Source organism: Paludibacillus litoralis (genome assembly GCF_037646705.1).
GTDB lineage: Bacteria > Pseudomonadota > Alphaproteobacteria > Rhodobacterales > Rhodobacteraceae > Pikeienuella > Pikeienuella litoralis.
The window spans coordinates 48912-74514 of sequence record NZ_JBBHER010000011.1; the positions used below are offsets into that span (position 1 = coordinate 48912).

The 25603-nt window shown below is 68.8% G+C and carries 18 protein-coding genes; 12 read left to right on the forward strand and 6 right to left on the reverse strand.

Annotated features, from left to right (window positions below; genetic code table 11):
* Positions 1-127 precede the first annotated feature (127 nt).
* From WG921_RS16925 to pgi, 5 genes are read left to right on the forward strand one after another with little or no spacing between them, the layout of a single operon-like run.
* Positions 128-352: a DUF6324 family protein gene (locus WG921_RS16925; protein WP_340110441.1), complete on the forward strand. Its 225-nt coding sequence runs from the start codon at positions 128-130 to the stop codon at positions 350-352.
* Entirely contained in the window at positions 349-1701 is a 1353-nt protein-coding gene (locus tag WG921_RS16930; protein WP_340110442.1) for a sensor histidine kinase, read from the forward strand. Before WG921_RS16925 ends, WG921_RS16930 begins: the two co-directional genes overlap by 4 nt.
* Before the next feature lie 58 nt (positions 1702-1759).
* Positions 1760-2707, forward strand: a complete 948-nt coding sequence (locus WG921_RS16935; protein WP_340110443.1) for a carbohydrate kinase family protein — start codon at positions 1760-1762, stop codon at positions 2705-2707.
* Positions 2708-2759: 52 nt separating this feature from the next.
* The gene (gene eda, locus WG921_RS16940) at positions 2760-3404 is read left to right on the forward strand and encodes a bifunctional 4-hydroxy-2-oxoglutarate aldolase/2-dehydro-3-deoxy-phosphogluconate aldolase (RefSeq protein ID WP_340110483.1); all 645 of its coding nucleotides are present in this window, start codon (positions 2760-2762) and stop codon (positions 3402-3404) included.
* A complete protein-coding gene (gene pgi, locus WG921_RS16945; RefSeq protein ID WP_340110444.1) occupies positions 3401-4987 on the forward strand; it encodes a glucose-6-phosphate isomerase in 1587 nt (528 codons plus the stop codon). Before eda ends, pgi begins: the two co-directional genes overlap by 4 nt.
* Here the strand turns inward: pgi and WG921_RS16950 are convergent.
* A complete protein-coding gene (locus WG921_RS16950) occupies positions 4984-5928 on the reverse strand; it encodes a collagen-binding domain-containing protein (protein WP_340110445.1) in 945 nt (314 codons plus the stop codon). The genes pgi and WG921_RS16950 overlap by 4 nt on opposite strands.
* A gap of 279 nt (positions 5929-6207) precedes the next feature.
* Between WG921_RS16950 and WG921_RS16955 the strand changes: the two genes are divergently transcribed.
* From WG921_RS16955 to WG921_RS16965, 3 genes are read left to right on the forward strand one after another with little or no spacing between them, the layout of a single operon-like run.
* Positions 6208-7227, forward strand: coding sequence for an ABC transporter substrate-binding protein (locus tag WG921_RS16955; protein WP_340110446.1), 1020 nt, complete (start codon positions 6208-6210; stop codon positions 7225-7227).
* Between the two features lie 32 nt (positions 7228-7259).
* Positions 7260-8027, forward strand: a complete 768-nt coding sequence (locus WG921_RS16960; protein ID WP_340110447.1) for an ABC transporter ATP-binding protein — start codon at positions 7260-7262, stop codon at positions 8025-8027.
* Complete coding sequence (locus tag WG921_RS16965; RefSeq protein WP_340110448.1) at positions 8020-8856, forward strand: ABC transporter permease; 837 nt, start codon at positions 8020-8022, stop codon at positions 8854-8856. The genes WG921_RS16960 and WG921_RS16965 overlap by 8 nt, the downstream gene beginning before the upstream one ends.
* Here WG921_RS16965 and WG921_RS16970 read toward each other — a convergent pair.
* Positions 8853-10205, reverse strand: a complete 1353-nt coding sequence (locus WG921_RS16970; protein WP_340110449.1) for a glycosyltransferase — start codon at positions 10203-10205, stop codon at positions 8853-8855. The two genes, WG921_RS16965 and WG921_RS16970, sit on opposite strands and share 4 nt — an antisense overlap.
* A 229-nt stretch (positions 10206-10434) precedes the next feature.
* On the opposite strand from WG921_RS16970, the gene WG921_RS16975 reads away from it, so the two are divergent.
* The gene (locus WG921_RS16975) at positions 10435-17892 is read left to right on the forward strand and encodes an SDR family NAD(P)-dependent oxidoreductase (protein WP_340110450.1); all 7458 of its coding nucleotides are present in this window, start codon (positions 10435-10437) and stop codon (positions 17890-17892) included.
* A gap of 12 nt (positions 17893-17904) precedes the next feature.
* A complete protein-coding gene (locus WG921_RS16980) occupies positions 17905-19257 on the forward strand; it encodes an aminotransferase class I/II-fold pyridoxal phosphate-dependent enzyme (protein WP_340110451.1) in 1353 nt (450 codons plus the stop codon).
* Between the two features lie 10 nt (positions 19258-19267).
* Here the strand turns inward: WG921_RS16980 and WG921_RS16985 are convergent, their stop codons facing one another.
* Both WG921_RS16985 and WG921_RS16990 read right to left on the reverse strand, forming a co-directional pair.
* On the reverse strand, positions 19268-20023 hold the full coding sequence (locus WG921_RS16985; RefSeq protein WP_340110452.1) for an SDR family NAD(P)-dependent oxidoreductase: 756 nt from the start codon (positions 20021-20023) through the stop codon (positions 19268-19270).
* Positions 20020-21258 carry a capsular polysaccharide export protein, LipB/KpsS family gene (locus WG921_RS16990; RefSeq protein ID WP_340110453.1) on the reverse strand — a complete coding sequence of 413 codons (1239 nt, stop codon included), beginning with the start codon at positions 21256-21258 and terminating at the stop codon, positions 20020-20022. The genes WG921_RS16985 and WG921_RS16990 overlap by 4 nt, the downstream gene beginning before the upstream one ends.
* Positions 21259-21340: 82 nt before the next feature.
* Here WG921_RS16990 and WG921_RS16995 point away from each other — a divergent pair, with 82 nt between their 5' ends.
* A complete protein-coding gene (locus WG921_RS16995) occupies positions 21341-22624 on the forward strand; it encodes a capsule biosynthesis protein (RefSeq protein ID WP_340110454.1) in 1284 nt (427 codons plus the stop codon).
* Positions 22625-22630: 6 nt separating this feature from the next.
* On the opposite strand, the gene WG921_RS17000 is transcribed toward WG921_RS16995, so the two are convergent.
* Together WG921_RS17000 and WG921_RS17005 are read right to left on the reverse strand one after the other, a co-directional pair.
* Positions 22631-23290 carry an ABC transporter ATP-binding protein gene (locus WG921_RS17000; RefSeq protein ID WP_340110455.1) on the reverse strand — a complete coding sequence of 220 codons (660 nt, stop codon included), beginning with the start codon at positions 23288-23290 and terminating at the stop codon, positions 22631-22633.
* A gap of 10 nt (positions 23291-23300) precedes the next feature.
* Positions 23301-24086 carry an ABC transporter permease gene (locus WG921_RS17005; RefSeq protein WP_340110456.1) on the reverse strand — a complete coding sequence of 262 codons (786 nt, stop codon included), beginning with the start codon at positions 24084-24086 and terminating at the stop codon, positions 23301-23303.
* 193 nt (positions 24087-24279) lie between these two features.
* Here WG921_RS17005 and WG921_RS17010 point away from each other — a divergent pair, with 193 nt between their 5' ends.
* On the forward strand, positions 24280-25596 hold the full coding sequence (locus WG921_RS17010; RefSeq protein ID WP_340110457.1) for a hypothetical protein: 1317 nt from the start codon (positions 24280-24282) through the stop codon (positions 25594-25596).
* Positions 25597-25603 lie beyond the last annotated feature (7 nt).

Sequence of the window (25603 nt, forward strand, 5' to 3'; positions counted from 1 at the left end):
CGCGAAAAAGCGATGCGCCCGGAACGGGGTTCGTCTACTCGCGGCCGTGCTATTTTGCAAGCCGCAGACGATGCGCGCTTGCAAGCCGCCCCACCCCTGAGCCATCAAGGGCCAAGGAGGGCGGGACATGGGTATCGACAGGGAAACGGCGCAGGAAGCAAACCTGCAGATCGGCCCGACTACGCTCGGCATGGTGCGAATCTATGTCGAAAGCGGCGGTCAGGAGATCGTGATGGATTTCGAGCCGGAGGAAGCCGACGAAATTGCGGAGGAGCTGCGCGCCTCCGCCGCTCAGGCGCGCCGGGGGGCGGGCGGAAAACCGGGCAAGGGCCGCGGCAAAGCCAGGAAATGAGCGAGCCGCCAACGGCGTTCCGACCGGAGTTTCTTTGGAATCCCCGCTGGTTACGGCTGGTTTGGGCCAATGATGACGGCCTCGCCTTCTGGGGCGAAGACAGCCTCGACGATCTGGCGGAGCGTGTTTTCGCCCCGGAAGACGAGACCGTTCGGACTCTCGCCGCGCGGATCGCCGAGATTGAAGAGGGCGGCGACGGCGCCGGAGGGCTCCTGCTTCGCCCGCGCGCGGAGCCGGTCAGGCCTTGGGCGCGCTGCGCCATAGAAACGGGGGCGGACGGGCGCAGTCTGTTGCGCGTCGCGCTCTTTTGCAAGGACGCGCGGGAGGATCGCATGCTGGCGCTGGCTCGGGCGGGATTCGACGCCGCGCCGCAGCCTCTGGCGATCTGTTCCGAAACCGGCGTCGTTCTGGCGCGGAACGAGGCTGACCGGCGCGCGTTCGGCGCCGGACCCGGCGCGCTCTTCGACCGATACGCCGACCCCGAGGAAGGCCGCCGCGCGCTGGCGGCGGCGCTCGGCGCGGGCATACACAGCCGCAAGACCGTCACGGTCGGGGCGGAGGGCGTCGCGCGGCATCGTGTCTCGCTTCGCCGGATGAGCGATCCCGCGACCGGCGCGCTGGCGGTGATCGCGGAGTTTCATGGCGTCGCGGACCGCCCCGCCGCGACGGGCGTCTCTGCGGCGGAGCTTGCGAAAATCGCCCATGACCTTCGCTCGCCGTTGACGGCGATCGACGGCTTCGCCGAATTCATCGCGGCGTCGGGCGACGCCATGAAGCCGGAGCGCCGCGACTCTTACCTGGCCGACATCCGCGCCGCGAGCCGGCGGATCCTGGCGATGGTGGAGGAAATGGTCGCGCTGGGCTCGGAAATGAACGCGGCGGGCCGCGCGGGCCGCCAGGTGGACCTTCGGGCGCTGGCGGAAGAGGTCGCCCGGCTCCACCGCCCCGCGGCGATCGCCGCCGGCGTGACCCTGTCGGTCTCGGGAGACGCGACCGTCGCGGCGCCGGGAGATGAGATCTCCGTCCATCGCATCGTGGGGAATCTGGTGATGAACGCGCTTGAACATGGCGGCCGGCCGGGCGGAACGGTCCAACTGATCGCGCGGCGCGCCGATGAGGGCGCCGCGCTCGAGGTCGCCGATGATGGCGCGGGCATGTCGGAGGCCGCGCTCGCCGTGGCTCTGCGCCCTTTTGGCCGCGGCGCCGGCGTCAAGGAGGATTCGGGGCGGAGCGGCGGGCTCGGCCTCTCCAACGCCCGGGAGCTGGCCGCGGAAATGGGAGCGAGGCTCGATATCCGGACCGCGCCCGGCGCCGGCTTCGCGGCCCGGCTGATCTTTCCGAAGGAGTGACGGACATGCGCCATGAAGGCCGCCCCCGCGGGGCCGAATCCCGGTTCGGGCCAGGTCCATGTATCTGATCTGCGGCGAAGCGCTGTTCGATCTCTTCGCGCCGGCCGACGCGCGGGCGCCTTTCACGCTCTCGGCCCGGGCCGGCGGCGCGCCCTTCAACGTGGCCGTCGGCATGGCGCGGCTGGGCGCGCGCGCCGGGCTTTTCACCGCGCTCTCAAACGACACGTTCGGCCGGGCGCTCCGGGCGGCGCTGGAGGAAGATGGCGTGAACACCCGGTTCTTGCTCGAGAGCCCGCGCGAGACCGCGCTCAGCCTGGTGACGCTCGGAGCGCGTGGCGACGCGGCGTATCGGTTTTATGGGGCGGGGACGGCCGAGCGGATGATCGACGCGTCCGATCTGCCGGAGCTGCCGGATGCGGTTGCGGGCCTGCATTTCGGCTCCTACTCCATGGTGGTGGAGCCGGTGGCCGGCGCGCATCTGGCGCTCGCCGGCCGTGAAGCGGGGCGCCGGCTCATCTCCTGGGATCCGAACGTCAGGCCGACCATCGAGCCGGACATGGCCGTCTGGGCGCGGGCTGCTGAGGCGATGGCGAATCTGGCGGATATCGTGAAGGTCAGCGCGGAGGATGCGGCGGCGATCTGGCCGGGGCGGCCGTTCGGCGATGTGCTGGACTGGTTTCGGGCCTGCGGCGCGGCGCTGGTCATCGGCACAGACGGCGCGAACGGCGCGCTGGCGCGAGGCGGCTTCGGCGAGGTCTTCGCCGCTCCGGTCCGGGTCCCGGTGGTCGACACCGTAGGGGCGGGCGACGCCTTTCAGGCCGCGGCGCTCGCGGAGATACAGGCGCGCGCGCCGGACAGGCGGGCGCTGGCCGCGCTCGAACGGGATCAGGTTGGCGAGATCATGGCCGTCGCCTCGGCGGCCGCCGCCTTCACTTGCGCGCGGGCGGGGGCGGACATGCCGCGGCGCGGCGACATCGCCCGGATCGGGACGGACGACGCGGGTTGACGACGGCGAAGACGTGACGGACCCTGAGACGCGCGAGGAGGCGAGGATGGGAATGAAGGCGAGCCAAAGGATGCGGGAGGTCGCGGCGCTGGCGCCCGTGATCCCCGTTCTGGTGATTGATGACGCGGGCGGAGCCGCGGAGTTGGCGGCTGCGCTGGTGGCGGGGGGCGCGCCGGCGTTGGAGGTGACGCTGAGAACGCCGGCCGCGCTCGACGCGATTCGGGCGATGGCTGCGGTCCCCGGCGCCGTGGTCGGCGCGGGGACGCTGTTGACGGCGGAGGACGTCGCGGCGGCGAAGGCGGCCGGCGCGACGTTCGGCGTCTCGCCGGGCGCGACGGCGGCGCTTCTGGACGCGGCGGAGGCGGCCGGGCTGCCGATGCTGCCCGGGGCGGCGACCGCCTCCGAGGCGATGAGGCTTCTGGAGCGGGGGTATGATTTCATGAAGTTCTTTCCGGCGGAGGCTGCGGGCGGCGCGCCCGCGCTGAAGGCGCTCGCGGGGCCGTTGCCGCATATCGGCTTTTGCCCGACAGGGGGCGTCTCCGGCGCCAACGCGGGGAGCTATCTCGCGCTTCCCAACGTGCTCTGCGTCGGCGGCTCGTGGCTCGCGCCGGCGGCGATGCTGGCGGCGCGCGACTGGGCCGGGGTCGAGCGCTTTGCGCGCGCGGCGGCGGCGCTGACGCGGGGGGCCGGGCGATGAGCGCGGTTGAGGAATGGGCGGCGCTGGAGCGCTGCGCCGAGCGGTTGAGAGGCGCCACGCTCCGTCAGTTGTTCGCCGCCGATGCGGGCCGGTTCGACCGGTTTTCGTTCAGGTTGGATGATCTTCTGATCGATTTTTCGAAGGAGAAGATCGACGCTGACGCGCTCAGGGCGCTTCTGGCGCTGGCGGAGGCGCGGGGAGTCGCCGCGCGGCGGGACGCGATGTTCGCGGGCGCGCCGGTCAACGAGACCGAAGGCCGGGCCGCGCTCCATATGGCGCTTCGGGGCGGCGCGGCGGCGCCGGCCGATGTCGAGGGCGGCCTCGCCCGGTTTCTCGATTTTGCGGAAGCGGTGCGCACCGGCGCCTATGCGCCGCGCGGGGGCGGGCGCTTCACCGATGTGGTGAATATCGGAATCGGCGGCTCCGATCTCGGGCCGGCGATGGCCTGCCGCGCGCTTCGGCCGGATCATGACGGGCCGAGGACGCATTTCGTCTCCAATGTCGACGGCGCGCACCTCACCGACATCCTCGCCGGGCTCGACCCGGAGACGACGCTGGCGGTGATCGCCTCGAAGACGTTCACAACCGAGGAGACGATGACCAACGCGCGCTCGATGCGGGCGTGGCTGGCGGCGGGAGGAGCGAGGCCCGACGCGCATATGGCGGCGGTCTCCACCAACCTGACCGAGACGGCGGCTTTCGGCGTCGCCGACGAGAGGGTGTTCGGTTTCTGGGATTGGGTCGGCGGGCGCTATTCGGTCTGGTCCGCGATCGGGCTGTCTTTGGCGATCGCCATCGGCGCGGAGAAGTTCCGGGCGTTTCTCGCCGGCGCGGCGGCGATGGACGCGCACTTCCGCGCCGCGCCGGCGGAGCGGAATCTGCCGCTTCTTCTCGGGCTGATCGGGATCTGGCGGCGGAACATGATGGGGTGGCCGACCCTCGCGCTGATCCCTTACGATCAACGGCTGGAGCGGTTCCCGGCCTATGTGCAGCAACTCGCCATGGAATCGAACGGGAAACGCGTGACGCTTTCGGGGGCGCCGGCGCGGCGCGCCTCCGCGCCTGTGATCTGGGGAGAGCCGGGAACGAACGCGCAGCATTCCTTCTTCCAGCTTCTCCATCAGGGAACGGATGTGATCCCGGTCGAGTTCATCGCGGCGGTGGAGCCGCGCGAGACCCTGGGCGAGCATCACGCGCTTCTCCTCGCCAATTGTCTCGCTCAGGGGCGGGCGCTCGCCTTCGGGCGGACGGAGGCGGAGGCGCGGGCCTCGATGGCGGCGGAGGGGCTGGCCGCGGCGGAGATCGACCGGTTGACCCCGCATCGAACCTTTCCCGGCGACCGACCGTCGACGACGATCCTGCACCGGCGGCTGGACCCGTTCGCGCTGGGCCGGCTGATCGCGCTCTATGAGCATAGGGTGTTCGTCGAAGGCGCGATCTGGGGCGTGAATTCCTTCGATCAATGGGGGGTCGAGCTTGGGAAGGCGCTGTCGCGCGAGTTGGCGCCGATGGTCATGGGCGCGCCGGCGGCGGAGCTGGACAGCTCCACCGCCGGGCTTTTGCAGGCGATCAGGGGCGCTTAGGCGGCCTTGCGCCGGCCGCGATAGCCGAGGAGGCCGAGCGCGCCGAGAAGCAGAAGGCCCGACGCCGGCAACGGCGCCACCGTGACCTGATCATTGGGCAGGTCGGGGAAGGCGAGCGGGTGAATCTCGCCATTCCGCAGCGAGAGAGAATTCGCCGCGATCATGCCGTAGAAGTTCGCGGCGACGCTGACCGCGGCGTTCGGCGCGATGATATGGGCGCTGAAGCTCTGGCTGATGGAGAGCGATGTCGCCTCGTAGAAGTTGAAGATCAGGTTCGGCGTGGCGTTGCTGATCTTCCCGGCGAAGTTGATGTTCTCGCCGGAGACGTTGACGATCGTCGGGACGGACGTCGTCGCGCCGTAGTTGGAGTTGCCGTTGGAGAAATCCGATGCGTCGAAGTTGAAGATCTCGAGCGCGTCCGCCGTCAGGCCGGCGGCGAATCTGGGATTGTTCGAATCGCCGTCAAGCACGCCCGTCGTGCCGAGAGTGAGGCCGAGATCCCTGAGCTGGCCAGACAGACCGAAGAGCGCGGCGCTCACGTCCGCGACGGGGATGCCGGCGACGCCTTGCGTCACGGTTCCGCCGCCCTGCGCCTCGACATTCGTGCCGGGAGCCACGGATCCGCCGATCGCCACATCGCCGCCGTTGAAAGAGCGAATGCCGTTCCCGCTGACGTCGCCGCCGATGAAGACCGTCCCCGACGGGCCGCCGTCGAAGGTGAAGTTCGAGACCGGATCCTTGGTCAACTCGGAAAGCTGCGGCGAGGTGTAGTCGCCGCCGACGAAGGTGCGGCCATGGACGTGGACGCCGTTGTCGAAATCGCCCAGCGTGATCACGTTGAACGCCTGAAGCAGCTCAACCGGATTCACCGATGCGGCGTTGGCCTGGCCGGAAGCCGAAATCGCGGCGGCGCACGCTGCGATAGTAAGCAGTTTTTTCATCGAGACGTCCCCACATGGCGCCACGCGCCATTTCCTAAAAATACAGGTTCGCTCACCCTCGAGCGTTGAGGGTGACGTAAGCGTAATGTGTGGAAAAATCAATATATGCGACGACATTAAGGTTTCATTTTAGCAAAAAACTATGCGAGCGTAAAACTTTCACATGTGCGCAGCCAGAGAAATACAATCATTGGGCGATCTCTTGGCGCGCTTGGCCCCGACGCCGGCGCTCTGCTAGTAAAGGGGCGCGAAACGTCAGACCTCCGAGGGAGACCAGAGATGACCACGCTCACCCGCCGCGGCGCGCTTGCCGGGCTTTCCGGCGTCGGCGCAGCCGCCGCTTTCGGCGTTCCGGCGCTCGGCGCAGACAAGCTCGTCGTCGGCGCGCTCCGCTTCACCAGCCACGCGCCAAGCTTCGTCGCGCTGGAGCGCGGGTATTTCGATGAGGCGGGGCTGGATGTCGAGTTCAGCTTCTTTCAGGCTGCGCAGCCGATGGCGGTGGCGATCGCGTCGGGCGATGTCGGCTTCGGCGTCACGGCCATCTCGGGCGGGCTGATCAGCCTGGCGGAGAAGGGGGCGGTCAAGGTGATCGGCGGCGGCCTCCAGGAGGAGAAGGGCGTCGACGGGCAGATGATTCTCGCCTCCAACGCCGCCTATGACGCCGGGCTGACCAGCCCGTCGGTGTTGAAGGGAAAGAGCTTCGGGATGACGACGGCCGGCTCGTCCTTCCACTACATGGCGGCGAAGATCGCGGCGGCGGAAGGCTTCGCGGACGATCTCAGGCTTGTCCCGCTTCAGAAGGTCGGCGCGATCATCGGCGCGCTGAAATCGGGGCAGATCGACGCCTGGTCGATCGTGCCGCATATCGGCAAGAGCCTGACCGGCGCCGGCGCCGCCAAACAGATCGGCTGGGTCGCGGATTATCTGCCGAACTATCAGGTCACGACGGTCTTCACCTCCGCCGAGACCGCGTTGAACGAGCGCGCGAAAGCCGAGGCCTTCATCGCCGCCTTCGCGCGGGGCGCCGCAGACTTCAACGCCGCGCTGATCGACCGGACGGCGGGCGAGGACGCGGCCGTCGAGATGACCCGGCTGATTCACAAATACGTCTACGCGGATGAGGCTTTCGAAACGGCCGCCCCGAAGATCGTGAACGGCGCGATGCGGATGAATGAGGGCGCCGCGCTCAACATCGCCTCGATCGAGGATCAGCTCGACTGGTTCAAGGCGGAGGATCTCGTTCCCGCCGGGGTCACGATGGAGACGCTGGTCGATTCCAGCTACGTCGCGGCGATCTGAGCGCGCCCGCGGCGCCGCGGCCGGTTCCCGCGATGGAGCTCGTTCTCGACCGGGTCAGTCACCGCTACGGCGGGACGGAGGTGCTCAGCGATATCTCCCTCGCGATCCCGGCGGGGGAGATTCTCTGCGTCGTCGGGCCGTCCGGCTGCGGAAAATCCACGCTCCTGCGGCTTCTTGGCGGGCTCGAGCGGCCGGCGGAGGGCGAGGTGGCGCAACTGGGCGCGCCGCCTGAGGGCTGCCTCAACCCGCTCACCTACATCTTTCAGGATTTCGCGCTTCTGCCCTGGCGGACGGTGGCGGGCAATGTCGCGCTGGCGCTGGAGCATCACCCGCTCGGGAAGGCGCGAAAGGCGGAGATCGTCGCCGATGTGCTGGCGCGCACCCGGCTTTCCGATTTCGCCAGCGCGCTGCCGCGGCAGATCTCCGGCGGCATGAAGCAGCGCGTCGCCATCGCGCGGGCGCTGGCGGTCAACCCGGCGGTGATGCTGATGGACGAGCCGCTTTCCGCGCTCGACAGTCAGACCCGCGAGCTCCTGATGGACGATCTGGTCTCGCTCTGGTCGCGCCAGCCTTTCACGGCGGTTTACGTGACGCATAATCTGGCCGAGGCGGTTCGGCTCGGCCACCGCATCGTCGTTCTCTCGCGTCGCCCCGGGCGGGTGCGCGACGTGGTGGCGATCGACGCGCCGCTTTCGGAGCGAGGGGCGGGAGATCCGGCGCTGGAGCGGGTTCAGGCGCGGCTCTGGGATCTGATGCGGGAGGAGGCGATGGAGGCTGACCGGGAGCTGCTGGATGACTGACGCCGCCGATGCCGACCCGGCCGCCGCGAGGCCGGAGCGCGAGCCGCGGAGCCGGGTGCCGTTCCGCGGCGGCGGCTTTCAACCCCGCCGCGCGCGCTGGGTCGCGCCCATCGTCTTCCTGCTGATCCTCGCGGTCTGGGAGGCCGGAACCCGGAGCGGCGTGATCTCGTCCCTCACCCTGCCGAGGCCGAGCGACGTCGCGGCGACGTTCGTCCAGCTCTGGGAGACGGGGCTTCTTTTCGAGCATCTGATCCCGTCGGTCACGCGGCTGATCGTCGGCGCGGCGCTTGGAATCAGCGCGGGCGTCGCCGTCGGCATGCTGATCGGGCTGTTCACGCTGGCCCGGGCCGGGCTCGCGCCGGTCGTCGCCGCGATCTTTCCGATTCCGAAAATCGCGCTGCTGCCGCTGTTCGTGATCTGGTTCGGCATCGGGGAGCCCTCCAAATACGCGCTGATCGCCTTCGGCGCCTTCACGCCGACCGTGGTCGCGACCTGGGGCGCGGTCGACAATGTGGACCGGACCCTGATCCGGATGGGCCAGAGCTTTGGCATGCCCTGGCGCGCGATCGTCGCAAAGATCGTGCTGCCGGGCGCGGCGCCGGGGATTCTCTCCGGGTTGCGCGTCAGCCTCGCGATCGCGATCATCCTTCTGGTCGCGGCGGAGATGTTGGGGGCGGAGTACGGGGTCGGCGCCTATATCCTCGAAGCGGGGGCGCTCTACGATCTGGAGCGGCTCTTCGCCGGCGTTCTGATCCTCTCCGCGCTGGGCCTCGTGGTCAGCTTCCTCGTCGGTCTGGCCGAACGGCGCCTGTTGGGTTGGCGGAGTTAGAACCGGATCGGCGGGAGCGTCTTCAGCATGCGGAATGTGGGTGTCAGGTTTTCGGGATCGCGCCATGGGCTTTCAAACCGGTCGATGCGCCCGACGGTCATGTGCCGGCTCCTGAGCGCGGCGCGCTCCTGCCGATGCGCCAGGTATCGGGAGAGCGACAGGGGCCTGCGCCGGGAGACCCCCTCATGGTGAAGCAGCACGGCGCGCGGATCGAGCGCGACGCGCCAGCCCGCCGCGCCGGCGCGGAGGCAGAAATCGACATCGTTGAACGCGACCGGAAAGGCGCGCGCGTCGAACCCGCCAAGCGCCCGCCAGAGATCGGCGCGGACCAGCATCGCCGCGGCGGTCGCCGCCTCGCGAAGATGCGGCGCGGCCATGCGGCCAGCGAGGCCGGGCGCGGATTCGGGCGCGCCTTTCAGGTCGTGCCCGGCGACGCCGCCATGGCCGACGATCACCCCCGCATGCTGGATGGTCCGGTCGGGAAACAGCAGCTTCGCGCCGACGACGCCGACGTCGGGCGCCGCCAACGTCTCCTCCATCGGCCGGAGCCAGCCGCGTTTCGGCGCTTCGATGTCGTTGTTGAGGAGCAGGAACGCGGCGATTTCGCCGAACTCGGCCTCCGCCAACGCCGCGCCGCGATTGACCATCGCCGCAAAGTTGAACGGCGCCGGGCGCCGCTCGACCCTGACGCGGGGCTCGCGGCGAAGCTCCTCATAAAACGCGAGCGTCTCCGGGTCGTCGCTTCCGTTGTCGATCACCACCGCGACCGGCGCCGGGGCGCCGTCCTCGGCGAGAATCGCCGCCAGCGCCGCGCGGATCAGGCGGGGGCTGTTCCGGTTCGGAATGATCGCCGCGACGGGGCCGAGGGGCGCGCGCGAAGCGGGGCGCGCCGGCGGCGCGGCGGCGGGCGCGGCGAAGATCGCCGCCGGGTAGGGCAGGTGGGCGACGCGGCGCCCGGGCTCGATCAGCGTCGCCGGCGGCGCCCCGGCCTCCAGCGCCGCCAGAGCGGCGGAGCCGAGCACGCCCGCCCGAAAGAAAACCGCGCGCCCGGCGTAATCCATCCGCTCCAGCAACAGCGGATCGAACGCCGGCTTCAGGCCGAGCGCGCCGCAGCCGTCCATTTGCGTCACGTCGTCGGAGATCAGCACCTCGGCGGCCGCGGGCGCGGCTTCGATCAGCGCGCCGGCGCCGGGCGCGAGCGCGCCATCGGGGCCAAGCGCGAAAACCCATCCGGCCGGCGGCGCCGTCCGCCGCGGCCCGAGCTGCCAGATCGCGGCGGCGGCGGGCGCGCCCGCGCCATCTGGCGCCGCATCGCACCACGGCGGCGCAACATTCTCAGCCGCGTTCATCTTGGCCCTTGTGAAAACCCGGTATATGGCGGATTCTTCGCGCGGAACGTGTGCGCGATGCAAGGCCGGATCATTTTCTCCAGCCTTGCGGGCGGCGCGCGGGTCGGGGCGGGGTGGCGCTTGGATATGACGGAACATGACATTTGATTACAGAGTGCAGCAGATATTGATTGGCGTTCACAGCGCGGGACCTGTTGTTACTTGAATGTTGAGGGGTTAGGACGCTGAAATGAACGCGCAAGCTAACAAAACGACGTATGAAGTGGCGATATCGGGCTACGCCTGCCGCTTGCCTCAGGCGTCCAACCCGGCCGAATTCTGGGATATTCTTCAGAATCGCCGGTGCGTCATCACCGAGATCACCGATGACCGCTGGTCGAAGGCGCGCTTCCTGCACCGCGATCGGGCCGCGCTGGGCAGGTCCTATACCTTCGCCGCGGGGCAGGTGGATCGAATCTGGGATTTCGACCCCGGGTTTTTCGGCGTTTCGCCGCGAGAGGCGGTCCAGATGGACCCGCAGCAGCGGCTGTTGCTGATGACCGTCTGGGAGGCGGTCGAACATGCGGGGCTGACGCCTGAAGCTCTCTCCGGGGGGCGAACGGGCGTTTACATCGGCGCCTCCGCCTCCGATCACTCGTTCACCTTCGTCGGCGATCCGGCGTCGGTCGACGCGCAGTTCATGACCGGGAACACGCTGTCGATCGTCTCGAACCGGATCTCCTACCTTCTTGACCTCAAGGGGCCGAGCTACACCGTCGATACGGCGTGCTCCTCGTCGTTCTACGCCCTGCATCAGGCGACGCAGGCGCTGCGGTCCGGGGAGATCGACACCGCGATCGTCGGCGGCGTCAACGCGCTGCTCTCTCCGTTTTCGTTCATCGGATTCAGCCGCGCGACGATGCTGTCGCCCGAGGGGCTCTGCAAGGCGTTCGACGCGTCGGCGGACGGATATGTGCGCTCGGAGGGCGCGGTGGTTTTCGTGCTGCGGAGGATGGACCTGGCGGCGCAGAACGGCGACCCGGTGCGCGGCGTCATTCTTGGCTCGGGGGTCAATTCAGACGGGCGGACGGTCGGAATGGCGATGCCCTCCGCCGAGCGGCAGGCGGACCTGTTGAGGCAGATCCGCCGCGACGTGCAGTTCGATCCGGACGATCTGGCGTTTCTCGAATGCCACGGCACCGGCACGCCGGTCGGCGATCCGATGGAGGCGAACGCGATCGGCGAAGTGTTCGGCCGCCGGCGGGCGCGGCCGCTCTCGATCGGCTCGGCCAAGACGAATTTCGGACATCTCGAGCCGGCATCGGGGCTGGTCGGGCTTCTGAAGGCGCAGATGGCGCTGGAGAAGGGGGTCTATCCGGCGTCGCTTCATCTGAAGGAGCCGAATCCGAACATCGCTTTCGACGATCTCAATCTGGAGGTCGCCGGCGAAGCGGTGACGATCGAGCCGCGCGACCGGCCCTGGCTCGCCGGGGTCAATTCGTTCGGATTCGGCGGCGCCAACGCCCATGTCGTCATCCGCCAGCCGGACCCGATGGAGACCCCCGCCGCGCCTGTGGCGCCCCGCGCCCGGGCGCTGACGATCAGCGCCGCGAGCCGCAAGAGCCTCGACGATATGGTCGCGCGCTGGCGCGAGGCGCTCGACGGGGCCGAGCCCGCCGAAGCCGACCGTCTGGTGAACGCCGCCGCGCATCGCAGACAACGCGCGGCGCACCGTCTGATCGCGCTCGGCGAGAGCGCGGACGACATCCTCGCCGCGCTGACCGCGCATGAAGCTGGCGAGACGCCGGAGGCTCCGGCGGCCTGCGTCACCGGCCAGCGGATCGGGCGGGGCGAGAAGACCGCGTTCGTCTTTGGCGGCAACGGATCCCAATGGGCGGGGATGGGGCTCGGCCTTTATGAGCAAAACGAGGTTTTTCGGGCCGCCTTCGACGAAGTTTCGGCGCTTTTCGCGGCGAAGTCGGATATCGATCTCTCTTCGCTGCTGGCGGCGGACGACCTGGGCGATCTCCTGGCCGAAAGCCGGATCGCTCAGCCGATCCTTTTCGCGCTTCAGGTCGCCATCGTCCGGATGCTGGCGGCGGAGGGCCTGAAGCCTGACGCGGTCGCCGGGCATTCGGTCGGCGAGGTTGCGGCGGCCTGGGCGGCGGGGGTGCTCAGCCTGCCGGACGCGGTGCACCTGATCCGCACCCGGTCCACGGCGCTCGAATTCATGAAGGGCATGGGCGGCATGGCCGCCGTTCTGGCCGGCGAAGACGCGGTTGAGGCGGCGCTGGCGGATTTCGGCGATGTCTCGATCACCGTCGCCGGCGACAACTCCCCGCGCTCGTCGACCATCGCCGGGCCGGTCGAATCATTGAAGGGCTTCGCCAGATTCGCGCGCAAGCGCCGGATCGCGGCGAAGCTGCTCGATATCGACTATCCCTATCACAGCCCGGCGATAGACCCGATCCGCGCCAAGCTGATCGCCGATCTCTCGGAGATCGAGCCGCATGAGGGCGAGGCGATCTACGTCTCCGCGACCAGCGGGCGGGAGGCGCCCGGCGTCGCGCTCGATACGGAATACTGGTGGCGGAACGCGCGCCAGCCGGTGCGCTTCCGCGAGGCGGTGGGAGCGCTGGCCAAGCTTGGCTGCGGTGTTTTCGTCGAGATCGCGCCGCGCCCGGTGCTTCAGTCCTATATCGTCGATACGCTGGAATCGCTCGGCTGGGGCGCCTCCGTGGTGACGACGCTGGAGCAGAGGCCGCGAACGGCGCCGACCGCGCGCTCGATCGCCGCGCGGGCGCTGGCGCATGGCGCGAAGATCGACGACGCGCGGTTTTTCGGCGCGGCGGTCCGCTATCAGGGGGGGCTGCCCGGCTACGCCTGGCAGACCAGCCCATACCGGATGGAGCCGAGCGACGAAGCGGTCGATATTTTCGCGACGGGCGGCGTTCATCCGCTTCTCGGCTGGCGTCTGAAGCGGGACGAAGGCGCCTGGAGCAACATCATCGACGTGGGGCTTCAGCCCTGGCTGGCGGATCACCGGATTGACGGCGCGATCGTCTTTCCCGCCGCCGGATACGTCGAGATGGCGCTGGCCGCGGGGCGGCGCATCTTCGGGAATTCCGAGCTTTCCGAGTTCGAGATCCTGCGGCCGATCGTTCTCGACGACGGCGCGGCGGTCGAAACCCGGGTGAGCTTCGATCAGAGCACCGGGCAGATCAGAATCGAGAGCCGCCGGCGGCTTGTCGGCGTCGAATGGGGGTTGAACGCCTTCGGAGTGCTGCGCAAGACGCCGGTCGCGGCGCCGGTCGCCGCGGAGGCGGATCTGAAGGGCGCGGCGAAGCTCAACGGGCGCCAGCTCTATCAATCGCTTGAAGCCTACGGATTGAATTACGGGGCGGCGTTCCAGCGGATCAAGTCGGTGCGGATCAATGGCGTCGTCGCCAAGGCGCGGTTGACCGAGGCGGCGGCGCCTGTCGCGGGCATGTCGCTCGACCCGACGATGCTCGACGGCGCGATGCACATGATTTTCCCGCTGATCCGCCGCCAGGCGGGGGACGATGGGCTGCGCGCCGGCGTCGCCTTCCTGCCGGTCAGGCTCGGGCGGGTCCGGCTCTACGCGGCGGAGATGGCGCCCGTCCGCGCGACCGCGCGGCTGGTGAAGCTCAGCCCGCGCGGCGCCGAGGCGGAGATCGACCTTCTGGCGGAGGACGGAACGCTGATCGCGGCGGTCACCGGCCTCCGGTTGAAATCGGTGGTCCTGAATCGGGGCGCGCGCGATCTGAACCGCGTCTGGAGGCAGAGTTTTGTCCGGCTGGCGTCTTCGGATGAGGATGCGGCGGTTCCGGACGTGTGGGCCGATCCGGCGGCGCGGGCGGCCGCGCTCGGCGTCGTCGCAGGGCGGGCGCCGGAGCCTGATGTCGGCTCGATTCTGATCGACGCGCTGTCGCGGCGGCTCGCCTGGAACATGGCGCGGCGATTCGCCGATGAAGACATGCGCATCGACATCGCCTCCGCGATCGACCTGGATCCGTCGGCCCGGCCGCTGCTGTCGCGGGCGCTGCTGGCGCTGGAGGAAGACGGCGCGTTCTCGGCGGAGACGCTCGGCGTCGGGCGGCTCGCCGCCGATTGTCCTTACCCGTCGGTTGAAGAACTGGCGCAGGCGCTGGCCGAGGAGGCGCCGACCCGGGGCGGCGATCTGATGGCGTTGCTCCGGCTTGAAGCGGAGCTGCCGGACCGACTGCAATCGGGCCTGATCGACGTCGCGCCGGCGCCGCCGGCGGCCGACATCACGCCCGCCGCGCGGGCGGTCTGGGCGGCGGTGGAGACGATCCTGACCGATATCGCCGCGGGCTGGTCCGCGGTGAAGCCGCTCGATGCGCTGGTGGTCGGCGCGGCGCCTGTCGGCGTCATTCAGCGGCTTGCGGCGGCGCCGGGCCTCTCCCGCCTGACCGTGACGGATCCGGACGAGCGGATCGTCGAGACGCTCTCGCAGATTGCGGGCCGCGCGCCGAAGCTCCGGATCCTGCCGTTCGCGGAGGCCGTCGCCGCCGGACATGATCTGGCGATCTGCGGCGACAGCCTGTCGAGACTGGGCCGGGACGGTTTGTCTTCGCTGGCGGTGAGCATGGTCTCCGGCGGACTTTTCGCCGCGATCGAGCGCGCTCCGGATCTCACCTCGGACCTGTTGTGCGGAATCGCCGAGGATTGGTGGGCGGGCTCGCTGACGCCCGAGGCGCCCATCGGCCGCAGAATGCCGGCCGAAGACTGGTGCGCGGCGATGACCGACGCGCGCCTGGTCGACGCGACCGCGACGCCGCTGGCCGCGGAGGCTGCGGAGGCGACGGCCCTGTTCGCGCGGGCGCGCCGCCGGGTGTCGGGCGCGGAGGCGCCGACGGAGCGGCGCGGCGCGGTCGTGGTTCTGCACGACGGCGCCGCCGCGGAGATGGCCGCCGCCGGAGAGATCGAGGCGGCGATGGCGGCGATCGGCCGGTCGGTTCGCGTCGTGGCGCTGGAGGATGGCGCGCCCGATGCGCTGGAGCCGGGATGGGAGACGGTGTTTCTGCCCGGTCTTTTCGCGGATGACGCGGACGATCTGGCCCGCGCGGCGGCCCGGGTGGGGCGCGTGCATGATTGGCTCGCGGCGGCGAAGCCCGCGCGGCTCTGGCTGGTGACGAGAGGCGGGCGGCCTGCGGTGGAGGAAGGCGCGTCCGGCGCCCGGCGCCCGGCCGAGGCCGCGCTCTGGGGGCTTGGCCGGGTTCTGGCGAACGAGCCGGGACATCCCGAGATCCGGCTCGCCGATTTCGATCCCGCGATGGAGAAGGAGCAACTGGTCGAGCTGCTTTCGGCGGAGTTGGCGGCGCCTTCGAGCGAGCGGGAAATCGTCTGGGACGCCGCGGGGCGCGCCGCGCCGCGGGTCGAGGCGGTTTCCGGGTTGTTCGATCAGGCGGCGGATTCCCTCGCCGGCGCCGAAGCGGCGCGCGCGCTGGAGATCGGACAGCAAGGCTCCTTCGACAGTCTGAAATGGGTGGCGCGGACGCGGCGCGCGCCCGGGCCCGACGAGGTGGAGATCCGGATCCGCGCGGCTGGGCTGAACTTCCGCGACGTGATGTGGGCGCAAGGGCTGTTGCCTGAAGAGGCGCTCGAAGACGGGTTCGCCGGCGCCACGCTCGGCATGGAATGCGCGGGGATCGTCACCCGGGCCGGCGCCGCCTCCGGGCGGTCGCCGGGCGATGAGGTGATCGCCTTTGGCCCGGCGTGTTTCGCGACGCACGCCACGATTCCGGCGCGGGCGGTGGCGCCGCTGCCGGCGGGCACGTCGTTCGACACCGCGGCGGCGGTGCCGACGATCTTCATCACCGCCCAGTATGGGTTGGTCGAACTTGCGAATCTGCGCTCCGACGAGGCGGTTCTCATCCATGGCGGCGCCGGCGGCGTGGGCCTCGCCGCGATTCAGATCGCCCGGCGGATCGGCGCGCGGATCATCGCGACCGCCGGCTCTCCTGCGAAGCGGCGCCTGTTGAAGGCGCTCGGCGCCGATCTGGTGTTCGACAGCCGGTCTCTCGCGTTCGCGGACGAGGTGATGGCCGCGACGGGGGGCGAGGGCGTGGATGTCGTCCTGAACTCCCTCTCCGGCGAAGCGATGGAGCGTTCCCTGGGCTGCCTCCGGCCGTTCGGGCGGTTCATCGAGCTTGGCAAACGCGACTATTACGCCAATTCGCCGATCGGCCTTCGGCCGTTCCGGCGGAACCTGACCTATTTCGGGGTCGACGCCGATCAACTCCTCTCCGCTCGGCCCGACCTCGCGGACCGGCTGTTTCGCGACCTTGCGGACGGGTTCGCGTCAGGCGCGTTCACGCCGCCGCCGGCTCAGGTTTTCGAGGCCGATGAAGCGGTCGACGCGTTCCGGCTGATGCAGAAATCCGGCCATGTCGGCAAGATCGTCATTCGCCCCCCGAGCGCGCCGGCGCCGGGCGTCGCCTCTTCGGCGCCGATTGGCGAAGGGGCGTGGCTGATTGTCGGAGGGACCGGCGGTTTCGGGCTGGAGACGGCGTCCTGGCTCGTCGGGAAAGGGGTGCGCGCGCTTTGGCTCGCGTCCCGATCCGGCGCCGTCCCGAAAGAGGGGCGAAGCGCGGTCGCGGCCATGCGAAGGGCCGGCGCGACGGTTCATTGCGTTGCGGCGGACGTTGCGGATGCGGCGGCGGTCGAGGCCATGATGCGCGAGATCGAGGCGGAGGGAACGCCGCTGAAAGGCGTCGTGCATTCCGCGATGGTGCTGGACGACGCGCTGTTCGAAAGCCAGGATCCGGCGCGGTTGGAGGCGGTGATGCGGCCGAAGATCGCCGGCGCGGCGCTGATCGACCGCGCGACGCGGGGCTTGGGCCTGGATCATTTCATCGTCTATTCGTCGGTCACGACGCTGTTCGGAAATCCGGGGCAGGCGGCTTATGTCGCCGCCAATACGTACCTGGAGAGCCTGATGGCGGAGCGGCGCATGCAGGGCGAGCCCGGTCTTGCGGTCGGCTGGGGGCCGATCGGGGATATCGGGTATCTGGCCCGGGAGGAGAAGGTCCGATCGCAACTGTCGAAGCGCATGGGCGGCGCGCTTCTCTCGGCCGCCGACGCGCTGAAGGGACTGGAGACGATCCTGGCCGCCGGGGCGCCGGAGCCGGCCGTCACCTTCGCGCCGCTCCGTTGGGGGCTCCTCGCGGGCGAGTTGCCGTTGCTGTCCACGCCGCTCTTCGAGCGGGTGGAGACGACCCGCGACGGCGCGGGCGGAGGCGAGGGCGCGCTCGATCTTCAGGCGATGATCGAAGGGCTGGATGACGTCGCGGCGCAGAAGGCGATCATCGGCTTCCTCGCGACCGAGACCGGACGCATCCTTCGGCAGCCTCCGGGCGAGCTTGACCCGCGCCGGCCGTTGACGGAGATGGGGTTCGACAGCCTGATGGCGGTCGATCTCAAGATGGCGGTGGAGGAGCGCATCGGCGCGTCTCTCCCGTTGATGTCTCTCTCGGACGGCGTGGCGCTCGCCGATCTGGCGAAGAAGCTCCTCGACGAGGCGAGAGGCCGCGGCGCGGGCAATGAGGCGGCGGCGATGCACGCGATCGCCTCGCAGCATGTCGCCGGCGGGCGGATCGACGAGGCGGATCGAAAGGTGGTCGAAAAGATCACGCAAAAAGCGGAAAGCATGAAGGCGGAGTAAGGAGCGATGACCATGGGGGCGGTGGAAAGAGATAGAAGCGCGCTCGTCGATCGCCTCCGGAAGGTGCGGGAGGCGCGCGCGAGAGGCTCGCGCGCGGCGCCGCAGCCGCTTCAGGCTGGCGGGCGGCCGGCGAAGGCGTTCGACTTCTCCACATTGCCGCTTTTCGAGCAGATGCGCTTTCAGGAGGCTGTGGGCGAGACGCTCGGCATCGGTTCGCCGTTTTTTCGCGAGATCGACGCGCGCGACGGCGCGCTTTGCCAAATCGATGGCGAGGAGCGGATCAATTTCGCATCCTACGACTATCTCGGCCTCGGCGGGCATCCTGACGTGCGCCGGGCGACGGTCGACGCGGCGGAGAAATGGGGGGTCTCGTCGAACGCGTCGCGGCTGGTGGGCGGCGAGCGGCCCTATCACGCGGCGCTGGAGCGGGCGCTGGCGGCGGCCTACGGGGTCGACGCCGCCGTCGCCATGGTGTCTGGCCACGCGACCAACGTCACGACCATCGGCGCGATGCTGGGGCCGAAGGATCTGGTCCTGATGGATCAGCTGATCCACAATTCCATCTCCGAGGGCGCGCGCCTCTCCGGCGCCGCGCGGCTCACCTTTCCGCACAATGATTTCGAATGGATCGACGAGACCCTCTCCCGGGTTCGCGGCCGCTATGAGCGCGTTCTCATCGTGATCGAGGGGCTCTATTCGATGGACGGAGATTCTCCCGATCTCGCCCGGTTCGTCGAAGTGAAGGCGCGCCATGACGCCTGGCTGATGGTCGACGAGGCGCACGCCTTCGGCGTTCTCGGAGAGACCGGGCGCGGCATCGCCGAGCTTCAGGGGGTGGACCCGAAATCGGTCGAGATCTGGATGGGCACGCTCTCGAAGACGCTTGCGTCCTGCGGCGGGTATATCTGCGGCTCCGACGCGCTGGTCTCCTATCTCAAGCACAAGGCGCCGGGATTCGTCTTCTCCGTCGGCATCGCCGCGCCCATCGCGGCGGCGGCGACGGCGGCGCTGGAGGCGATGCTGGCCGAACCCGAGCGCGTGGCGCGGCTTCGGGCCAATGGTCTCCGGTTCCGCGACCGGGCGATGGCGGCGGGCCTCGATATCGGCCTGACGCAGGGTTACGCCGTCTCGCCGGTGATCATCGGCGACAGTCCGCGCGCCGTGGTGGCGGCGGACCGGATCTATCGGCGCGGCGTCAACGCGCTGCCGATCATCTTCCCGGCCGTGCCGGAACAGCAGGCGCGTATCCGTTACTTTCTGACCTCCGATCACACCGACGAGCAGATCGATCGCGCCGTCGACGTGACCGCCGAAGTGGTGCGGGAGCTTGACGGCGTCGATCTTTTCGCCAGCCTGCGCGGCTGACGCGCGCGCGTCAGTCGCCGATCCTGGCCGCGTAGCGCCGCTCGAACCAGTCGGACAGCACCGGCGGCAGCCGGTTGCCGAGAAAGACCATGACCGAGAACGGCCATGGGAAGGTGAGGGCGCCGCGCCGGCGCGCGATGGCCTTCTTCATGATCTTCGCAGCTTTTTCGGCCGTGACTTCAAAGGGTTTCGGCCCGTGGTGGCGCTTCGACATCGGCGATGTCACGAAGCCGGGGCAGATCACCGTCACGGCGATTCCGTGGCGGCGGAGCCCTGAGCGGATCGCTTGCCCATAGGCGCGGATCCCGGCTTTGGACGCGCTGTAGCTCGGAAGATCGCCGGAGGGCCGGATCGCGGAGATCGAGCTGACCAGCGCGATCTGGCCGGCGCGCCGCGCGATCATTCGGGGAAGCAGCGGCTCGACCGTGTTCAACATTCCGAGCAGATTGATCTCGATCACGCGCCGGGCCTGCCCTTTGGGCTCCGGCAGGCCGCCAAGGGCGACGCCGGCGTTGGCGATCACGAGATCGACCGGATGGCGGTCGTCGAAGCCGCAGATCAGGGCGGCGAGCGCCTCGACCGATGTGACATCCATCGTGGCGGTCTCCACGGAGGCGCCGGCGGCGCGCGCGCGTTCGGCGACATCGGCCAGCCGCGTCTCGTCGCGGCCGATCAGCAGCATCGTGACGTCCGGGCCGGCGTAGGCGGCGGCGAGCGCGGCGCCGATGCCGCTGGAGGCGCCGGTCAGAATCAATGAGCGGATCATTCGTGGCTCTCCCATGGCGGCGGCGCCAGCATGCGCGCGGCCATCGCCGCCGCGCCCGGCCGCGCGCCGGTTCCGTCGAACCCGCCGGGAACCTGGATCGCGGCGACGAGCGCGCGGATGAATGTTTCGAGTCGGGCGGGGGTGGCTGGCGTCGCCTCGCGCCAGAACCTGTCGAGCCCGCCCTGAAAGGTGAGGTCCGGCAGATCGTAGATCGCCCTGCCGAGCGCGATGACGGGCGCGCCCGCCTGAAGCGCGGTGAGGCCGACGGTGGAGTTGGCGACGATGACGCCGGCGGCGCGATGAAGCAGGCCGCCGAGATCGCCCCCGTCGAGAAAAAGGCAGCGTCCGGGGGCGCCGGCGTCCTGGGCCGCGCGCTCCATCGCGGCGCGCCAATCGGTCGAGCCATGATCAAGCGGGTGAATCTTCACCACCAGAAGCGCGTCATCTGGGGCGTGAGCGGCGAATGACAGGATCGCGCGCCGGAGCAGCGCCCCGACGCCCCCAGGCGGCGCGTGAAGCCGGATCTGATAGTCGGTGTCGAGTTGCAGCGGCAGCACGAAAAGCGGCCCCTCATGCGCGGCGATACGCGCCTCCGCGCGCCTCCGCGCACTGGCGCGCCGACGGACGGGCAGGATCTTGTTCCGGATCCATCCCGCCCATTCGCGCGCCGGATGGACGAGCGTATGAATCCGGAAATGCGGGTAGAGCGCCCAGGATGTGAAGATGTTGGCCAGATTGAAGACGACGTCCATCGCCGCGTAGCCGGCGAATCGGCTCCGGTACTTCGGCTGCGCCACCGCCGGCCCGGCCAGCGCTTCGATCCGGGGCCAGTCGCGCGGGAAACGGCTGCGCCCGCCGGTCCCGTCCGGCTCCACCGTCAGCCAGTGGGGCCGGAGATAACCCTGCTCGACGACATGGACCCGCACCTTCCGGGCGCGGGCGACGAGAAGCGCCTCCTCATGCCAGCGGCGGCCGTCGCCAAGGCAGGCGATATCGGTGACGCCCTTTTCACCGATCACCGTGTTGAGCCAGGCGGGCCAGGCCTCCGGGCGCCCGCGAAACGGGATCGCGTTCGGCCCGCGCCAGAACAGCCGGTCTCCGGGGCAAAGAAGAACCCGGTGGACCGACGCGCCCCGCGCGCGCAACGCGGCTCCGAGATAGGTGAAAAAGAAAGACATGGGGCCCTGCAACAGCAGAAAGACCCGCCCCTCTCCTGCGATCCGCGCATGCGTCATCGACTCTCCCGCTCGTTGCGGCGCAACAAAGCACAGGCCGGCCCCCGCGCCAAGCCGGCGCGCTTGTCTCAAGCGCTCTGACATGCGACAGGCCGATTGGGCGAAACGACTTGCGGCGAGCGGAGCGGAGCGGGTGACTGAGGGCAAGACGTTCCTTTTCCTGCAAGGGCATCATTCGCCATTCTGGCTTGAGCTTGGCGACGCGCTGAAGGCCGAAGGCTGCCGCGTTCTCAAGGTGCGGCTCTCCGGTCAGGACGTTCTCTACTGGCCCCGTCGCGGCGCGCGCTCCTATCGGGGTCCGAAAGCGAAATGGCGGCCATGGCTTGAGGCTTATCTGGCGGAGGAGGGCGTCACCGACGTCCTTTATTACGCCGATCGCCACCCCTGGAACATCGACGCGCTGGCGGCGGCGAAGGCGGTCGGGATCCGCGCCTGGACGATTGAATTCGGCTATCTTCGCCCGAACTGGCTGACGCTGGAGCCGGAGGCGATGGGCGCCTTTTCCCGGTTCCCGAAGGACCCGGCCGCGATCCGCCGGCTCGGCGCGCCGCGCGCGGATGATCCTCCCGAGGACGACGCGCGCTATCCGAGCGGGTTTCTGGACGAGGCGATCGCGGATATCGGCATGTACGCCTCAACGATCATCGCCGCGCCGTTCTATCCGCACTATCGGCTCGATTTCCCGTATTCCATCTTCACGCATTACGGGTACTGGATCAAAACGCTCATCACGGCGCGCCGGGATGAGCGCGCGGCCCGGGAGATTCAGGCGCGCCATACCGCTGAGGGCGTGGAGTATACGCTTTTCGCGATGCAGCTTGCGCAGGATTATCAGATCCGCGCGTCTTCGCCCTACGCCGATTACGCCGACATGATCGAAGAGATCCTCGATTCGATGGCGCGGGCGGCGCCGCCCGAGCGGCGGCTGCTGATGAAGATGCACCCGCTCGACAGCGATTACCGCCGCTGGCGCCGGCGCGTGCCGGAAATGGCGCGCCGGCGCGGCCTGGAGGGCAGGGTGGAGGTGATCCGGGGCGGCGATCTCGGCGCTCTCATCCATCACGCGAAGGGCGTGGTCATGGCCAACTCGACCGTCGGGCTGCACTGCATTCGCGCAGGCGTTCCGGTGAAGGCGCTCGGCAGCGCCATCTACGACATTCCGGGCCTGACGCATCAGGGGCCGCTGGATACGTTCTGGACCGCGCCCGAGCCGGTGGACCGGGAGCTCGAGGCCGACTTCGTCCGGGCGTTGATGCGGGAGATTCAGATCAAGGGCTCGTTCTTCAACGCCGACGGGCGCCGGAGGGCCGTTGCGGACGCGGTGGACCGGCTGGTGCGGCGGCCTTTCCCCGAGTGGGCGCGCTGAGCGGGCTCAACGCCGCGCCATATTGGCTTCATGCGCTTCGATCGCGTCCTTGATGTTCTCGTAATAGGTCAGCTGGCCGTCCTCCAGCACCGCGCCAGCCTTGCAATAATCGAGAAGCGTGCCGGTGGAGTGCGACACCATCACCACGTCGGAAGTGGCCCGCCGCTCGGCGAAGACCCTCTGACATTTTTTCTTGAAATTGGCGTCGCCGACCGCGGTGGTCTCATCCACGAGGTAGTAATCGAAGGCGACGCCCATCGAGACGCCGAACGCAAGCCGGGCGCGCATCCCCGATGAATAGGTGTTGACCTGCATGTAGAGCGCTTCGCCAAGCTCGGAGAAATCCGCGACATAATCGATCAGCGCATCCGGGTCGCGCCCATAGATCCGGGCGACGAAGCGGACATTCTGCGCGCCGGTCATCATGCCATGGAAACTGCCGGCGAAGCCGAGCGGCCACGAGACGGATGAACGGCGGATGATCCGGCCGCTGTCGGGCTCGACCGTGCCGGCGATCATCCGGAGCAGCGTCGACTTTCCGGCGCCGTTTCGCCCGAGAAGGCCGAGACTGCGGCCCCGCGGGATGGTCATGTTCACATTGTCGATGATCGTCCGATGCGTTGATCCGCTGCGATACGATTTCGATAGGCCCACCAACTCGATCATGCGCGCGCGTTCATTGTGCTTCGATCAGGTATGTCTTGTTGGAGTATACAAGAAAAAACCCGATCGTCAGAAACAGGATGCCCAGGCCGCCGACATAGAACTCGGAGACATAGGTCGCGTGATAGGTGGGGTAGAACCCGCGCCGCATCAACCCCACCACATGGAGCACCGGATTGTACCAGAGGATGTCCTGCACGGTGCGCGGCATGTCCTCGTAGAGGAAGAAGACGCCTGAAATCAGGAACATGGGGCGGGTCACGATCTTCCAGACATTTCGATATGTCGGAACGAAGGCGAATATGACCGTATTGGTCGTGCCGACGCCGAGGCCGAGCAGGCTCGCGTAGCCCACCGCCTTCAGCAGCGCGACGTAATCGTAGATCGTATGGATGTCCTCGACGACGACGATCCCGGAAAAGATGATGATCGACGATGTGGAGATGGTGAAGAACTGCAGGAAGAACCGCGCCAGGATCGCGTCGATCGGGGTCACCCGCGGATAGGTCAGCAACGACTTGTTCATCGTGATCGCGGCGGCGGAAAACGCCGACAGTTCGGAATAGAACTGGAACGGAAGATAGCCGGTGGCGAAAAACAACGGAAAACTGGTGCCGATCGAGGGGGTGCGAATCGCCGCGCTGAACACGATCGACAGAATCAGGATCGCCCCCACCGGCTCGAGAATGGCCCAGATATAGCCGCCCGCCGACCGGCCATACCGGGTCGACATCTCGCGCATCATCAGGGCGATGATGACGCGGATGTTTACAAAGCTCGGCATCGCTTCTTTCGCCATATCCGTCTCCCCGGGGGGCGCAGGCGGCAGTCTCGCCGCTACGGCTAGCCAGCGCGCCGCGTGTTGTCAAAGGGGCGGATGCCCGCAACCGGACCGCGAGGAGGGGCGGCCGGCCGCGTTGCAAATCTGTGCGGATGCGGGCATATCTCGCCCGCGCCGCCGACTTTCGCGTGCGCCGGGCAGGGCAGACCGGATGACCGACAAGACCCCGAATCCAGCACAAACCCAGCCGAAAGGCGACGCGAAGCTCAGCGCGCCGCCGCTCTCCGGGCAGAAAAAGGCGCGGCCGGCCGGCGATGTCGCGAAGAGCGGCGCGCAGGCGAAGCCGCTGGCGGGCGGCGGCGGCGGGCAGGGGCCGAACCGGATGGTCGCGCGCCGTCCTGGCGCGCCGCGCCGGCCGGCGAACCGGACGCGGGCGCGGTTCCGGTTCCGTCACTGGCTTCTGGTCGTGAGCTTCGTCGTTCTGGTCGCCGCGCCGTCGATTTTCGCGGCCTGGTATCTGCATTTCCGGGCGGCGGATCAGTACGCCTCGCAACTCGCCTTCACCATCAAGTCGGACGAGGGGCCGACCCTCAGCACGCTTGGCGCCATCTTCGGCGGCGCCACCGGCGGGGCCGCCGACGACGCGGAGGTGCTTTACGGGTTCATTCAGAGCCAGAATCTGGTGAGCAAACTCCAGGATGAGCTGGATCTTCGGAAGCGCTTCAATCGCCACAAGGAGACCGACTGGTGGTTTTCTCTCGGCGACGATCCGTCGATCGAGGCGCTGACCGAATACTGGAAAAGCATGGTTCTCGTCTCCTTCGACGCCGGGATCGTCGAGGTGGAGGTGCGCGCGTTCGATCCGATCGATGCGCAGGAGATCGCCAAGGCCGTGCTGGCGGAAAGCACGGACCTGATCAACCGCCTGTCCGCCGAAGCGCGCGAGGACGCCGTTCGCGAGGCGCGGCTATACCTCGTGGAGACGACGGACCGGCTGCGAGACGTGCGGATGCGGCTCTCGGAGCTGCGGACCTCGGAGCGCCGCGTCGATCCGCGGCTCGATGTCGAGGCGCTGATGCGGCGGATCGGCGAGCTGGAGGCGGCGCTCACCCAGGAGCAGCTCCGGCTCGACCAACTCAAACAATTCGCCGACAAGGACGATTCGCGCGTGACGACGACAGAGCGGCGGATTCAGTCGCTTCAGACCGCGATCGCAGAGGAGCGGGCCAAGGTCGTCACCGACGGAGAAGGCGGGGCTCTGACCGAATCGGTAGGCAAGTTCGAGGAGTTGAAGGTCGATCGAGAGCTGGCCGAGCAGGCCTATGCGGTGGCGCTCGCCTCCTTCGAGAACGCGAAAGGCGAGGCGCGCCGTCAGCAGCGCTATCTGTCGGCCCATGTCGCGCCGACGCTGGCCGAGACGCCGCAATACCCGGAACGCTACATGCTTGGCGGGCTGGTTTTCGTTTTCCTGTTCATGGGATGGGTCGTTCTGGTGATGATCGCCTACAATGTGAAGGATCGGCGCTAGGCTGGCC